Genomic DNA, 13,964 nt, shown 5'->3' with positions numbered 1-13,964 from the left:
CCTGCCGACCCACCGCCGCCGAAAGCTGCCATGCCTCCCCCGCTGTTCCCGCTGTCTTCCCACCGTCCCGCGCCGCGCCTGAACGCGCTGTGGCTCTGCCTGGACCTGCCCCAGCTGGCGCTCGACGCGCTCGGGCCCTGGCCACCCGGCGTGGCGCTGCCCGCGCTGGTCTGGCAGGCCGACGGCGCACGCGGCCGGCAGGTCCACCAGGCCAACCCCGCTGCGCAGGCGCTGGGCGTGCGGCCCGGCATGCGGCTGGGCAGCGCCCAGGGCCTGGCGCCGCAGACGCTGGTGCTGGCCCGCGATGCCGGGCGCGAGGCCGCGCTGCTGGACCGCCTGGCGCTGGCGCTGGGCCAGCTCAGCTCGCATGTGGTGGTCGACGCCCCCGTGCTGCTGGTCGACATCCACGCCAGCCTGCGCCTGTTCGGCGGCCTGCGCGCGCTGCTGCGGCGGGCCGACGCGCTGGTCGCCGCCTGCGGCCTGCCGCAACGTTGCTGGGGCCTGGCCGCGACGCCGCTGGCCGCGCGGCTGCTGGCCCGCACGCCGGCCAGCGCCTGGCCCGGCCGACCGCACCGGCGCTGCGCCACGCTGGCCCGCACGCGCCGGCTGATCGCCGACCTGCCGCTGGGCCAGCTGGCCGAACAGGGCGTGCCGGCCGACCAGCACGCCGGCAGCACCGACGCGATGCTGATCGCGCTGGGCCTGCGCCGCATCGACGAGCTGCGCCGCCTGCCGCGCGCCGGGCTGCGGCGGCGCGGCGCCGGGCCCTGGCTGGACGCGCTCGACCGCGCCTGGGGCGACCGGCCCGACCCGCGCGAGCTGCACCAGCCGCCCGAGACCTTCTCGCTGCGGCTCGAACTGGCCGGCCGGGCCGACGGCGTCGCGCCGATCGAGGCCGCCGCCGAGCCGCTGCTGCAAGCCCTTTGCGGCTGGCTGCACCGGCGCTGGCAGGCCGCCCAGGGCCTGCGCCTGAGCCTGCACCACGAATACAGCCAGCGCCGTCACCTGCCCGATCTGACGCTGGACCTTGACCTGGCCCGCCCGAGCCGCGATCCGCAGCACCTGCGCACGCTGCTGCGCGAGCACCTGCAGCGGCTCGAACTCGGCTCGCCGGTCGACGCGATCCGCCTGGACCTGCTGCGCAGCGTGGCCGACCACGGCCAGCCGGTCGCGCTGTGGCCGGATGCGCGCACCCAGGCGCTGGCCCACGGCAGTCTGGTCGACCGGCTGCAGGCGCGGCTCGGCCGTGGCCGGGTGCGACGGCTGCAGCTGCAGGCCGACGCCCGGCCCGAGAAGGCCGACCGCTGGGTCGATGCCGACCCGCGCGAGACCGACGCCGCGCGGTCCGATGCCACGCCCGATGCCGCACGCGATGCAGCCCCTCCGCGCCCGACCTGGCTGCTGCCCGAGCCCGAGCTGCTGGCCGAACAGCACGACCGCCCGCTGCACCAGGGCCGGCCGCTGCGGCTGCTGACCCGCGCCGAACGCATCGAGACCGGCTGGCACGACGGCGCGCTGGTGCGCCGCGACTACCACGTCGCGCTGGCCGACGACGGCCGGCTGTGCTGGATCTACCGCGAGCCCGGCGCACGCTGGTTCCTGCACGGGCTGTTCGGATGAGCGCGTCGCCATCGGCCATCGGCCAGGCCGGCTTCAGCGCCGTGCCCGACTACGCCGAGCTGCACTGCCGCAGCAACTTCAGCTTCGGCTTCGGCGCCTCGCACCCGGAGGAACTGGTCGAGCGCGCCGCCCGGCTGGGCTACCGGGCGCTGGCGATCACCGACGAATGTTCGGTCGCCGGCGTGGTGCGGGCCCATGAGGAAGCGCGCCGCCACGACACCCTGCAGCTGCTGATCGGCAGCGTCTTCACGCTCGATCCGACCGCCGACCACCCCGGCGCGCGGCTGCTGCTGCTGGCGCGCAACCGGGCCGGCTACGGCCGGCTGTGCGAGCTGATCACGCTGGCGCGCAGCCGCTGCGAGAAAGGCGCCTACCGGCTCGATGCCGACGACTTCGGGCCCGGGCCGATCCCCGTCCCGACCGGCTCGGTCGATGAGCCTGTCGATGCGCCAGTCGATGTGCCTGTCGAGCCCGATCCATCGACCTGGCACGACCTGCACGCGATCGTGCTGCCGCGTCGCCACGAGGGGCCGCAGACGCTGGCGCGGCAGGCCGTCTGGGCGGCCGGCGTGTTCGGTGCCGGCCGGGCCTGGCTGGCCGTCGAGCTGCTGATGCAGGCCGACGACAGCCTGGCCGTCGAACACGCCCGGCAGGCCAGCGCCGCCAGCGGCCTGCCGCTGGTCGCCTGCGGCGCGGTGCTGATGCACGTGCGCTCGCGCAAGCCGCTGCTGGACACGCTGAGCGCCATCCGCCTGAACCGGCCGCTCGAACAGTGCGGCGCCGAGCTGGCGCGCAACGCCGAGGCCCACCTGCGCGCCCGGCTGACGCTGGCCCAGCTGTACCGGCCCGAGTGGCTGGCCCGCACCGTCGAGATCGCGCAGGACTGCCGCTTCAGCCTGTCCGAGCTGGCCTACGAATACCCCGACGAGATCATCCCCGCCGGCCACACGCCGGCCAGCTGGCTGCGCCACGAGACCCAGGCCGGCGCGCAGCAGCGCTACCCGCCGTCGACCCATCCGCAGGGCGTGCCGCCGGCCGTGCTGGCGCAGATCGAGCACGAGCTCGCGCTGGTCGCCGAGATGCGCTACGAGGCCTTCTTCCTGACCGTGCACGACGTCGTCCGCTTCGCCCGCAGCCGCGGCATCCTGTGCCAGGGGCGCGGCTCGGCGGCCAACTCGGCGGTCTGCTACTGCCTGGGCATCACCGAGGTCGACCCGACCCGCACGACGCTGCTGTTCGAGCGCTTCATCAGCCGCGAGCGCGGCGAGCCGCCCGACATCGACGTCGACTTCGAGCACGAGCGGCGCGAGGAAGTCATCCAGTACCTCTACGCCAAGTACGGCCACCACCGCACCGCACTGGCCGCCGCGCTGGCGACCTACCGGGTGCGCGGCGCCGTGCGCGAGGTCGGCAAGGCGCTCGGGCTGGACGGCCTGCTGATCGACGCGGTGGCCAAGTCCCACCAGTGGTTCGACGGCCGCGGGACGCTCGACGCCCGGCTGGCCGAACAGGGCATGGACCCGGACGCGCCCATCACGCGGCTGTGGCTGGAGCTGGCGCACACGCTGATGGGCTTCCCGCGTCACCTGTCGCAGCACAGCGGCGGCTTCGTCATCGCGCGCGGCAGCCTGGCCCGGCTGGTGCCGATCGAGCCGGCGGCGATGGCCGGGCGGCGCGTCATCCAGTGGGACAAGGACGACCTCGAATCGCTCGGCCTGCTCAAGGTCGACGTGCTCGCGCTGGGCATGCTGACCGTGCTGCGCAAGGCGCTGGCGCTGGCCGACGAGCGCCACGGCCGCGGCCGGCCCGGTGGCACGCCGGCCTGGACGCTGCAGGACATCCCGCGCGACGACGGGCCGACCTACCGGATGATCCAGCGCGCCGACACGGTGGGGATGTTCCAGATCGAGAGCCGGGCCCAGCAGAGCATGTTGCCCAGGCTCAAGCCCGACAAGTTCTACGACCTGGTGATCGAGGTCGCGATCGTGCGGCCCGGCCCGATCCAGGGCGGCATGGTCCACCCCTACCTGCGCCGCAAGCAGGGCCGCGAGGCGGCCGAGTCGCCCTATCCGGCGCTGGACGCGGCCCTGAAGCGCACGCTGGGCGTGCCGATCTTCCAGGAACAGGTGATGCAGGTCTGCATGATCGCGGCCGGCTTCTCGCCCGGCGAGGCCGACGGCCTGCGCCGCGCCATGGCGGCCTGGCGGCGCAAGGGCGGCGTGCACCATTTCCACGACCGCATCGTCGACGGCATGGTCGAACGCGGCTACGACCGCGCCTTCGCCGAGGGCATCTTCCAGCAGATCCAGGGCTTCGGCGAATACGGCTTCCCGGAGAGCCACGCCTTCGGCTTCGCGATCATCACGTGGTTCAGCGCCTGGCTGAAATGCCACGAGCCGGCCGCCTTCCTGGCCGCGCTGCTGAACTCGCAGCCGATGGGCTTCTACGGCCCGGCCCAGCTGGTGGCCGATGCGCGCCGGCACGCCGTCGAGGTCCGGCCGGTCGACGTCACCCGCAGCGACTGGGACTGCACGCTGGAGGCGGCGACGGCGGTGTCGGCGTCACCCGCCCGCGCCCCGCGTCCGGAAGACGGCTCCGGCCTCGGCGGCCCGGCCGTGCGCCTGGGCCTGCGCCTGATCAGCGGCCTGCCCCAGGCCAGTGCCGGGCGGCTGCTGCGCGCCCGTGCCGAGGCGCCGTTCAGCGACGTCGCCGACCTGGCCTTGCGTGCCGGGCTCGAACCGCACGAGTTGCAGACGCTGGCCGAGGCCGACGCCCTGGCCGCCCTGGCCGGCCACCGCCGCCAGCAGGTCTGGGCCGCCGCCGCCCCGCTGGCCGGCCCGCGCGAGCGCGAGCACGTCCCCACCGGCCTGCTGCGCGCCGCGCCGGTGCGCGAGGCCCAGCTCAGCCTGATCGAGGCACCGGAGGGCGAGGCCGTCACGCTCGACTACGCCGCCACCGGCCTGAGCCTGCGCCGCCACCCGCTGGCGCTGCTGCGCGAACGCCTGCAACGCCAGTCCGTGCGCAGCGCCGCCGAGCTCTCCCGCATCCCCGACGGCCGCACCGTGCGCGCCTGCGGCCTGGTGGTGACGCGCCAGCAGCCGGCCACCGCCAAGGGCACGATCTTCGTCACGCTGGAAGACGAGACCGGCCCGGTCAACGTGATCGTCTGGCGCGACGTCCGCGAACGCCACCGCCAGGCCCTGCTCGGCGCCCGCCTGCTGGCCGTACGCGGCACCTGGCAGCGCCGCGACGGCGTCAGCCACCTGATCGCCCAGGACCTGCACGACATGAGCGCCTGGCTCGGACGTCTGCAGACGCAGTCGCGGGATTTTCATTAGGGGGACCGGGGCGCGGGGGCATCGCCTGGATCCGTCCCCTGCCCGGACCCGGCCGCAACCGACGAACGGCAGAACCCAGGCGACAACCGGTTGGGTTTGGGCTGGATGGCGGCGCGGGCGAGCGCCTAGCATCGTGGTCACGATGACCCGACTGCCGACCGCCATGCACACGAACCCGAAGACCCCGCGCCTGCCGAACCTGGACGCGGGGCGACGCCCGCAAGGGGGCTTCACGCTGATCGAGCTGATGATCGCGGTGGCCATCATCGGGATCCTGGCGGCGGTGGCGTTGCCGTCGTACACGGACTACCTGCGGCGCGGGCGGATTCCGGAGGCGTTCACCTACCTGAGCAACTACCGGGTCCAGATGGAGCAGTACTACCAGGACAACCGGAACTACGGCACCGGCACCGACTGCGCGGCCGGCGCCATCGCCGCTGCGCCGGCCGGCACGAAGTACTTCACCTATGCCTGCGCGCTGACCAACAGCGGCCAGGGCTACACGCTGACGGCGACCAACACCGCCAGCATGACCAGCGCGCATGTCTACACGGTCAATGAGGCCAACGCGCGCACCACCACCTCGTTCAAGGGCAACACGGTCACGGGCAAGGCCTGCTGGCTGGTGAAGGGCGACGAATGCTGATCGCGACCGCCCGCCGCGCAGCGCGCAGCGGCTTCTCGCTGATCGAGATGATGGTGACGCTCACCATCCTCGGTTTCCTGCTGGTGGCGACCATGCCCAGCATCGGCGCGTGGCTGCGCAACACCGAGATCCGCAACGCGACCGAGTCGATCAGCAACGGCCTGGCCAAGGCCCGCGCCGAGGCGGTGCGGCGCAACCTGCCGGTGCGCTTCACGCTGGTCAGCGCGGCCAGCGGCAATGCCGGCGTGCTCGACACGACCTGCGCCGCGTCGGCCACGTCGGCCTCGTGGGTGGTCAGCCTGGACGACCCGGCCGGCGCCTGCCAGGTCGCGGTCAGCGAGACGACCGCGCCGCGCACGCTGGCCAAGTTCGCGCAGGGCGACGGCTCGCGCAACGTGACGGTCTCCGTGCGGGCGGCCGACTGCGCCACCGTGTCGAGCAACACCCAGGTCACCTACAACGGCTTCGGCCGGGTCGACAACGGCTCGGCCGCGATGCGCTGCATCGTCGTCGGCCACAACAGCGGCGCGACGGTGCGTTCGCTCAACGTCGTGATCTCGCCGGGCGGCACGGTCCGCAGCTGCGATCCGGCGGTCACCGACAACAACGATCCGCGCAAGTGCTGACGAGGCCGACATGACGCAGCCCACACGCTCCCCCCGACCCGCGCTGGTGCGCGGCTTCGCGATGATCGAGGCGCTGATCGCGCTGCTGATCTTCATGCTCGGCTCGCTCGGCGTGCTCGGCCTGCAGGTCTCGCTGACCCGCGCCACCAGCGGCGCCAAGTTCCGCGCCGATGCGGCCTATCTGGCCAACGACCTGATCGGGACGATGTGGGCGGACGCGGCCAACCTCGGCAACTACGCGACCAACTGCTCCAACCACCCGCCCTGCCGCAACTGGAGCACCAAGGTGCAGGCCACGCTGCCGGGCGGCATCGCGCCGACGCTGAACATCGACCCGACGAACTCGACGGTCGAGATCACGCTGAACTGGGTCGTGCCCAACGAGCCGCAGCACAGCTACACGACCATCACCTCGATCAACCGGAACCTGTGATGCCGCACGCACCCGCCCCCCGTGCCGCGTCGCAGCGCGGCGTCACGCTGATCGAGCTGATGGTCGGCATGGTCATCGGCCTGCTGGCCGTGCTGGTGATCGCCCAGGTCGCGCTGCTGTTCGAGGGCCAGAAGCGCAGCACGACCGGCGGATCGGACGCCCAGGTCAACGGCGCGCTGACGCTGCAGATGCTGGCGCGCGACCTGCAGATGAGCGGCTACGGCATCACCACCGGCAACGGCGCCGGCTGCGAGATGCGCGGCCTGCGCTCGGGCGTCAACCCGCCCTGGCACGGCCAGCCGATGGCGCCGGTGCGCATCGTGCAGGGCACCGACGCGACACGCGGTTCGCCCGACACGCTGTTCGTGATGCTCAGCGGCCGGCCCGGCACGTCCTTCCACGCGCTGCCGGTGCGGCTGTCGCGGGTCCACAAGAAGGGCGACGTGTCGATCGGCGTGGAGTCGACCACCAACCTCGGCAGCGAGACCGCGCAGGCCGGCGACCTGCTGGCGCTGATCCCCGTCAACACGGCCACCACCTGGTGCTCGGTGGTGCAGGTGACGGCCACGCCGGCTGCGCTGGCCGACACGATCGAGCACGCGCTGACCGGCGCCTGGAACCAGGACGCGACGGCCAACGTGCAGCCCGGCTCGACCTTCGATGCGGTCGGCTACGCGGTCGGCGACCAGTTCGTGAACCTCGGCACCCTGACCTACCGCGAATACGCGCTCGGCGCCGACACCGCCGCCGGTGGCGGCACGGCGCTGACGCTGCGCACGACCGATGCGTCCAGCGCGGTCTGGAGCGCCGCCGAGGTGGTCTACCCGCAGATCGTCAACCTGCAGGCGGTCTACGGCGTCGACACCACCACCACCGCCGACCGCGTCGTCGACAGCTGGACGACAACCACGCCGACCACGCCCGACGGCTGGTCGCGCGTGCTGGCCGTGCGCGTGGCCGTGGTGGCCCGCAGCACGCAGTACGAGAAGGGCGAGGTCACGGCCGCCGAGCCGACCTGGAAGCCCGACGGCACGACGTCCGAGGCGCTCAAGGTCGACCACCTGACCGACTGGAAACACTACCGCTACCGCGTCTTCGAGGTCGTCGTGCCGCTGCGCAACATGCTGTGGCAATCGTGAGGAGCCTCGTGAGGACCGCCGTGATGACCCACGCCAAGACACGCCCTTCCCACCCGGTGCGCACCCGCCTGCGGCACGCCGCCCAGCGCGGCGTCTCGCTGGTGTTCTCGCTGATCACGCTGGTCGCGCTGTCGCTGGCGGCGGTGGCGCTGATCCGCTCGGTCGACACCGGCGCGACGATCCTGGGCAACCTCAGCTTCAAGCAGGACACGCTGCTGGCGGCCGACGAGGCGACCCGTCAGGCCATCGCCTGGCTGGACAACAACCGCGGCGGCACGACGCTGCACGCCAGCATCGAGGCCCAGGGCTACAGCGCGGCGAGCGTGGCCGACCTCGATCCGGCCGGCATCCGGCCGTCGACCAATGCGCGCTACGCGCAGCGGGTCCTGATCGACTGGGACATGAACAACTGCGGCGGCTTCGCCAACTGCGTCAAGCCGCTGGCCACCGCCCTGTCGGTCGGACCGAACGCGGTGCAGGCGCGCTGGTACATCGTGCGCGTGTGCAGCAACGCCGGCGACCCGACGCTGTCGACCGTGGCCTGCGCCCGGCCGATCACCGCCAGCACCGCCCCGACCGCCGAGAAGGGCGAGATGAACTACACCGACCCCAAGCTGCAGCAGGTCGTGCTGTCGCAGTACTTCCGGGTCATCGTGCGCGCCCGCGGGGGCCGCAACACCACCAGCGTGACCGAGACGCTGGTGCACTTCTGACGAGGCCACCATGCCGACCCGCTCCTCCTATGCCCGCACGCTGCTGCTGGGCCTGACGCTGGCCAGCACGCTGACGCTGGCCGCCGTGCCCGACATCGCCAACGTGCCGCTGGGCGCCTCGTCGACCACGACGGCCAAGCCCAACATCATGTTCATCCTCGATGACTCGGGCTCGATGGACTGGGAGTACATGCCCGACGAGATCGACAGTTCCGACCGCTACGGCTACTGGTCGTCGCAATGCAACGGCGTGGCCTTCAACCCGGACCCGAACGTCGCCTACCTGCCACCGGTGCGCATCAACTCGACCACCGGCGCGGTCGAGAGCTATCCGAACGCCTCGTTCACCGCCGCGCTGGACGACGGCTTTAACAGCGGCTCGGGCACCACCAACCTGGCCACCTCCGGGCGCTACTACTACAACTACATCGCCACCGGCACGGCCAAGCAGACGCCGCTGTCGTGGACCTACTCGGTCGACGGCACGGCCGACAGCTCGACGACCTTCTACCAGCAGTGCATGCAGACGATCGGCTCGTCGTCGACGCTGTTCCAGCGCGTCGACGTCAGCACGCTGTCGACGTCCGAGAAGCAGCGCTACGCCAACTGGTACTCGTACTACCGCAAGCGCATGCTGACGATGCGCACGGCGGCGGGCCGGGCCTTCTCCGAGCTGTCGGACGGCTACCGGGTCGGCTTCACCAAGATCAGCGACTCGGGTGTCAACGGCAGCAGCTTCCTGCCGCCAGCCGACTTCACGACGGCGCAGAAGGTGTCGTTCTTCAACCTGCTCTACGGCGCCAGCCCGGGCGGCTTCACGCCGCTGCGCGGGGCGCTGTCCAAGATCGGCCGCTACTACGGCGGCGCGATCACGCGCAGCGGCTCGCCCGACCCGGTGCAGTACTCCTGCCAGCGCAACTACGCCGTGCTGTCCACCGACGGCTACTGGAACACCGACCTCGAATCGAGCAGCTACGGCCCGTTCGACCTGACCGGCAACAACGTCGGCCAGGTCGACGGCACCGAGCAGCGTCCGATGAAGGACAGCGCCTCGAACCGCATCACCCGCGTGCGCACGCAGGAGGTCGGCAGCCAGACGGCTTCGACCACGCCGATGCGCCTGGTCGCCACCGGCCGGCGCAACGTGGTGGCGGCGACCACCGGCGGCAACTGCAACCGTGACGAATACCAGGTCATGCGCACCGGCACCGGAACAGCCAGCTGCACGATCGACTGGACCCGCACCGACACGACGATCAGCTCGACGGTGACGACCTACACGACCGTCATCGTCGACGGCGTGGCCGGCGCCACCACGGTCGCGCCGAGCGCCCGCAACGTCACGCTCAGCAGCACCAGCCCGAGCTGCCCGCAGTCCAGCTGGGTGGTCAGCAACACCAGCGAATCACGCCGCTGCCGCACCGCCTCCCAGCTGGCCAGCGACGGGCTGACACCGGGCGCCACGATCTACACCGTCTCCTCGTCGAACTCGACCAGCACCGGCGCGTCCGTGACCGGCTCCACCACGCCGATCAACACCGACAACACGGTCGAGACCACCACGACCACCGCCGGCGACAGCAACACGCTGGCCGACGTGGCCGAGTACTTCTGGAAGACCGACCTGCGCGCCAACCTCGAGAACAACGTGCCGACCAGCTCGTCCGATCCGGCGACGCACCAGCACATGAGCACGTTCACGATCGGCCTGGGCCTGAAGGGCACGCTGAACTACGACCGCAACTACCTGACCCAGTCCAGCGGCGACTTCGTCGACATCAAGAACGGCCTGAAGGACTGGCCGGTCCCGGCCGGCACGCTCGGCAACCGCGAGAACGCGACCCACATCGACGACCTCTGGCACGCGGCGGTGAACGGGCGCGGGCAGTACTTCTCGGCCTCCAACCCGGACCAGCTCGACGACGCGATCTCGACCTCGCTGGCCTCGATCAAGCGGGTGACCGAATCGGGCGCGGCCGCCGCTGCCAGCACGCTGACGCCGGTGCTGGGCGACGACTGGGTCTTCGTGCCGAGCTTCACCACGGTCGAATGGGCCGGTGACCTGCGCGCCTTCAAGTTCACCTTCACGTCGACCGGCGAGCTGGTCGCGCCCGACACCAGCCCGGGCCAGGAGATCTGGAGCGCCAGCCGCGCCCTGTCGGCCCGCACATCGTCGCGCCGCGTGCTGTTCCGCAGCGGCACGTCGCTGGCGGCCTTCACCGGCGCCAACCTCGCGGCGGCCGGTCTTGATGCACCGTTCGCGAACCGCTGCACCCGCACGTCCTCGGCCGACAACCTGAGCCAGTGCGCCAGCCTGAGCGCCAATGCGCGCGCCAAGGTCACGACCAACAACCTGGTGAGCTACCTGACCGGCGACAAGACGCTCTACCTGAACGCGCTGGCGATCGACGACCAGGTCTTCCGCACCCGCACCACCTCGCTGCTGGGCGACTTCGTCAACGCCTCGCCGGTCTATGTCGGCAAGCCGCCGTTCCGCTATGCCGACGCCGGCTACGCGGCCTTCGCGACCGAGAAGGCCAGCCGCATCCCGGTGGTCTACGCGGCCGGCAACGACGGCATGCTGCACGCCTTCAAGGTCGGCACCGGCCGTGGCGACACGACCGGCGGCACGGAGCTGTGGGCCTACGTGCCGAGCGCGGCGATGGGCGAGATGTGGCGCCTGGCCGATCAGGCCTACAGCCACCGCTACTACGTCGACGCGACGCCCAACGTCTCGGACATCTACGACACCTCCGTCACCCCGGCGCGCTGGCGCACGATCCTGGTCGGCGGCCTGGGCGGCGGCGGTCGCGGCTACTACGCGCTGGACATCACCGACCCGGAGAACCCGGTCTCGCTGTGGGAGTTCACCGACACCAACCTCGGCTACAGCTACGGCAACCCGGTCGTCACCAAGGACGCCAGCGGCACCTGGATCGTGGCCTTCACCTCGGGCACCAACAACGTCAACGACGGCGTCGGCCGGCTCTACGTGCTGAACGCGGCCACCGGCGCGCTGATCCGCAGCATCAGCACGGCCACCGGCACGGCGGGCACACCCAGCAACATGGGCCGCCTGAACGCCTGGGTCAGCTCCGACACCGACAACACCGCGCTGCGCTTCTATGCCGGTGACACGCTGGGCAACCTCTGGCGCTTCGACCACGACGACCGCATCGCGCCGGCCGGCCGCGAGGCGCAGCTGCTCGGCCGCGCCGAGGCGCCCGACGGCACGGCGCAGCCGATCATGGCCAAGCCGGTGCTGACCGAGAAGTCGATCAACGGCGTGCCCACCGCGATCATCAGCGTCGGCACCGGCCGGCTGCTGACGACGACCGACCTGGGCGACACCACCGTGCAGTCGATCTACAGCATCAAGGACACGCTGGGCGCCAGCTCGCTGGGTGTCCTGCGCTCGACTCCTGCCGGGCTGGTGCAGCAGACACTCAACAGTAGCCGCCTGGTGCCCACCGTCGCGCCGGTCGACTGGTCGACCCGGAACGGCTGGTACATCGACCTGACCGCCGCCAGCAAGGAGAAGATCTACGTCGACGGCGTGCAGCTGGCCTCCGGCATCATCGCCTTCGCCTCGACCGTGCCGACCGCCGATGCCTGCTCGCAGGGCGGTGCATCGTTCCTCTACCAGATCGACCTGGGCACCGGTGCCGTCACCGGGGTGGACACCTTCACGACGATGATCGTCGGCCTCAACCGGGTCATGAGCAACAACGGCAAGGTCAGCGCCATCGTCACCACGCAGGACCAGAAGACCGTGCTGAAGGGCAGCACGGGCGGCACGGGCGCGGGTGGCAACAGCGTCCGGCGGGCCTCGTGGCGCGAGATCACCGACTGACGCTGTCGCGCCGGCACCTGCCGGCGGCCGTGCTGCTGGCTGTAGCCGGCCATGCGGCGCTGCTGCTGAGTCCATGGGATGCCGGGCCGGGCGGCGGCCACGCCGTCGCGGGCACCGGCGTGCGGGCGGGCCAGCCGAGCGCCCGGGTCCGGATGCTGGCGGTCGACGAGGCGCCGGGCCGCGCGGCACCGTCGGGCCAGCCGGACGACACGGCGGTCTCGATGGCCACGTCGTCGGCGACCGCATCGACTGCACCGATCGACCCGACCGCGGCGGGTGCCGCCGGACCGGCGTCGGACGCTGCCGGCCTGGCGCCTTCGCCAGCGCAAGCGCCGGACGACGAGTCGCTGTTCCTGGTGCGCAGCCAGCTTGACCGGCCGCCGTGGGCCGCCAGCCCGGTCGACCTGCCCTACCCGGACAGCGCGCCGCTGGGCCACTACGCGGCGGTGATGACGCTGTTCATCGACGAGTCCGGCAAGGTCCGGCGGGTCCGCCTGGATGCCGGCAGCGTGTTGCCGCCGCTGCTGGAGGATGCCGCCCGTCAGGCCTTCCTGAAGGCCAGCTTCGAGCCCGGCCAGAAAGGCGGCGCGGCGGTGCGCAGCCGCATGAAGGTGGCGGTGGAGTTCGGCGCCGATGCGCCGGCGCCGCCCTGATCAGACGCCGGCCAGCACCCGCAGGTGCGCGGCCACGCTGCGCGCCAGCGCGCTGAGCGTGTAGCCGCCTTCGAGGCACGAGACGATGCGCCCGCCGCAGTGGCGCTCGGCCACGTCGAGCAGCCGCTGGGTGATCCAGGCGTAGTCGGCCTCGACCAGCCCGAGCTGGCCCAGCTCGTCCTCGCGGTGGGCGTCGAAGCCGGCCGAGATGAAGATCATCTCGGGCTTGAAGGCATCGAGCCGGGGGATCCAGTTGGCCTCGATCAGCTCGCGGATCTCGCCGCCGCGCGTGTAGGCGGGGATCGGCAGGTTGAGCATGTTGTCGCCCAGCGGCACGCCGCCGCTGAACGGGTAGAGCTGGTCCTGGAAGAAGCTCACCATCAGGATGCGGTCGTCGCCGGCGACGATGTCCTCGGTGCCGTTGCCGTGGTGGACGTCGAAGTCGATCACCGCCACGCGCTGCAGGCCGCGCACGTCCAGCGCATGGCGTGCCGCGATGGCGACGTTGTTGTAGAAGCAGAAGCCCATCGCCTCGCTGCGCGTGGCGTGGTGGCCGGGCGGGCGGATGGCGCAGAAGGCGTTGGCGTAGGTGCCGTCGATCACCGCATCGGTGGCCGCCACGGCCGCGCCGGCCGCCCGCAGCATCGCCTGGCGGGTGGCGGGGCAGACGGTGGTGTCGGGGTCGAGCGCGCGGTGTTCGCCGGTCTCGACCGCCTGGCGCAGGAACTCGTCGAGTTCGAGCAGGTAGCCCTCGGTGTGCGCCAGCATCAGGTCCGCATGGCGGGCCAGCGGCACGTCCGGCCGCTGCAGCGCGATGTCCAGTCCGGTGGCCAGCAGGTGGTCCTCGATCGCGTCGAGGCGCTGCGGGCATTCGGGGTGGCCGGGGCCCATGTCGTGGCCGCGGCAGTCGGGGTGGCTGTAGAAGGCTGTGCTCATGTCGTGT

General features: G+C 71.9%; 10 protein-coding genes. 9 read left to right on the top strand and 1 reads right to left on the bottom strand.

Features of this window, described 5'->3' with window-relative positions; all coding sequences use genetic code 11:
• The first annotated feature begins 30 nt into the window (after positions 1–30).
• The 9 genes from ACWA7K_RS01210 (at position 31) to ACWA7K_RS01170 (ending at position 13,021) form a co-directional block, all read left to right on the top strand.
• Positions 31–1,620, top strand: coding sequence for a Y-family DNA polymerase (locus tag ACWA7K_RS01210; RefSeq protein ID WP_456164849.1), 1,590 nt, complete (start codon positions 31–33; stop codon positions 1,618–1,620).
• Positions 1,617–4,958: an error-prone DNA polymerase gene (locus ACWA7K_RS01205; protein ID WP_456164847.1), complete on the top strand. Its 3,342-nt coding sequence runs from the start codon at positions 1,617–1,619 to the stop codon at positions 4,956–4,958. The genes ACWA7K_RS01210 and ACWA7K_RS01205 overlap by 4 nt, the downstream gene beginning before the upstream one ends.
• Before the next feature lie 142 nt (positions 4,959–5,100).
• Positions 5,101–5,604 (top strand): type IV pilin protein, encoded by a 504-nt coding sequence (locus tag ACWA7K_RS01200; RefSeq protein WP_456210297.1) that lies wholly within the window; start codon positions 5,101–5,103, stop codon positions 5,602–5,604.
• Positions 5,598–6,230 (top strand): GspH/FimT family pseudopilin, encoded by a 633-nt coding sequence (locus tag ACWA7K_RS01195; RefSeq protein WP_456164843.1) that lies wholly within the window; start codon positions 5,598–5,600, stop codon positions 6,228–6,230. The genes ACWA7K_RS01200 and ACWA7K_RS01195 overlap by 7 nt, the downstream gene beginning before the upstream one ends.
• 10 nt (positions 6,231–6,240) lie before the next feature.
• Positions 6,241–6,663: a type IV pilus modification PilV family protein gene (locus ACWA7K_RS01190; protein ID WP_456164841.1), complete on the top strand. Its 423-nt coding sequence runs from the start codon at positions 6,241–6,243 to the stop codon at positions 6,661–6,663.
• Entirely contained in the window at positions 6,663–7,802 is a 1,140-nt protein-coding gene (locus tag ACWA7K_RS01185; RefSeq protein ID WP_456164839.1) for a PilW family protein, read from the top strand. The genes ACWA7K_RS01190 and ACWA7K_RS01185 overlap by 1 nt, the downstream gene beginning before the upstream one ends.
• A 23-nt stretch (positions 7,803–7,825) precedes the next feature.
• Complete coding sequence (locus tag ACWA7K_RS01180; RefSeq protein ID WP_456164837.1) at positions 7,826–8,515, top strand: pilus assembly PilX family protein; 690 nt, start codon at positions 7,826–7,828, stop codon at positions 8,513–8,515.
• A gap of 10 nt (positions 8,516–8,525) precedes the next feature.
• Positions 8,526–12,368, top strand: a complete 3,843-nt coding sequence (locus ACWA7K_RS01175; protein ID WP_456164835.1) for a pilus assembly protein — start codon at positions 8,526–8,528, stop codon at positions 12,366–12,368.
• Positions 12,347–13,021, top strand: coding sequence for an energy transducer TonB (locus ACWA7K_RS01170; protein WP_456164833.1), 675 nt, complete (start codon positions 12,347–12,349; stop codon positions 13,019–13,021). Before ACWA7K_RS01175 ends, ACWA7K_RS01170 begins: the two co-directional genes overlap by 22 nt.
• On the opposite strand, the gene ACWA7K_RS01165 is transcribed toward ACWA7K_RS01170, so the two are convergent.
• A complete protein-coding gene (locus tag ACWA7K_RS01165; RefSeq protein WP_456164832.1) occupies positions 13,022–13,957 on the bottom strand; it encodes a histone deacetylase family protein in 936 nt (311 codons plus the stop codon).
• Positions 13,958–13,964: the final 7 nt, after the last annotated feature.

It is taken from the genome of Leptothrix mechoopdaensis (SeqCode) (genome assembly GCF_053893855.1).
Note: the sequence above shows the minus strand (reverse complement) of the source record. Positions and strands in the feature narration are given on the sequence as shown.

Coding starts and splice junctions, on each gene's coding strand:
- ACWA7K_RS01210 (WP_456164849.1), top strand. CDS start 31: ATGCCTCCCCCGCTGTTCCCGCTGTCTTCCCACCGTCCCGCGCCGCGC.
- ACWA7K_RS01205 (WP_456164847.1), top strand. CDS start 1,617: ATGAGCGCGTCGCCATCGGCCATCGGCCAGGCCGGCTTCAGCGCCGTG.
- ACWA7K_RS01195 (WP_456164843.1), top strand. CDS start 5,598: ATGCTGATCGCGACCGCCCGCCGCGCAGCGCGCAGCGGCTTCTCGCTG.
- ACWA7K_RS01185 (WP_456164839.1), top strand. CDS start 6,663: ATGCCGCACGCACCCGCCCCCCGTGCCGCGTCGCAGCGCGGCGTCACG.
- ACWA7K_RS01175 (WP_456164835.1), top strand. CDS start 8,526: ATGCCGACCCGCTCCTCCTATGCCCGCACGCTGCTGCTGGGCCTGACG.
- ACWA7K_RS01190 (WP_456164841.1), top strand. CDS start 6,241: ATGACGCAGCCCACACGCTCCCCCCGACCCGCGCTGGTGCGCGGCTTC.
- ACWA7K_RS01180 (WP_456164837.1), top strand. CDS start 7,826: ATGACCCACGCCAAGACACGCCCTTCCCACCCGGTGCGCACCCGCCTG.
- ACWA7K_RS01200 (WP_456210297.1), top strand. CDS start 5,101: ATGACCCGACTGCCGACCGCCATGCACACGAACCCGAAGACCCCGCGC.
- ACWA7K_RS01165 (WP_456164832.1), bottom strand. CDS start 13,957: ATGAGCACAGCCTTCTACAGCCACCCCGACTGCCGCGGCCACGACATG.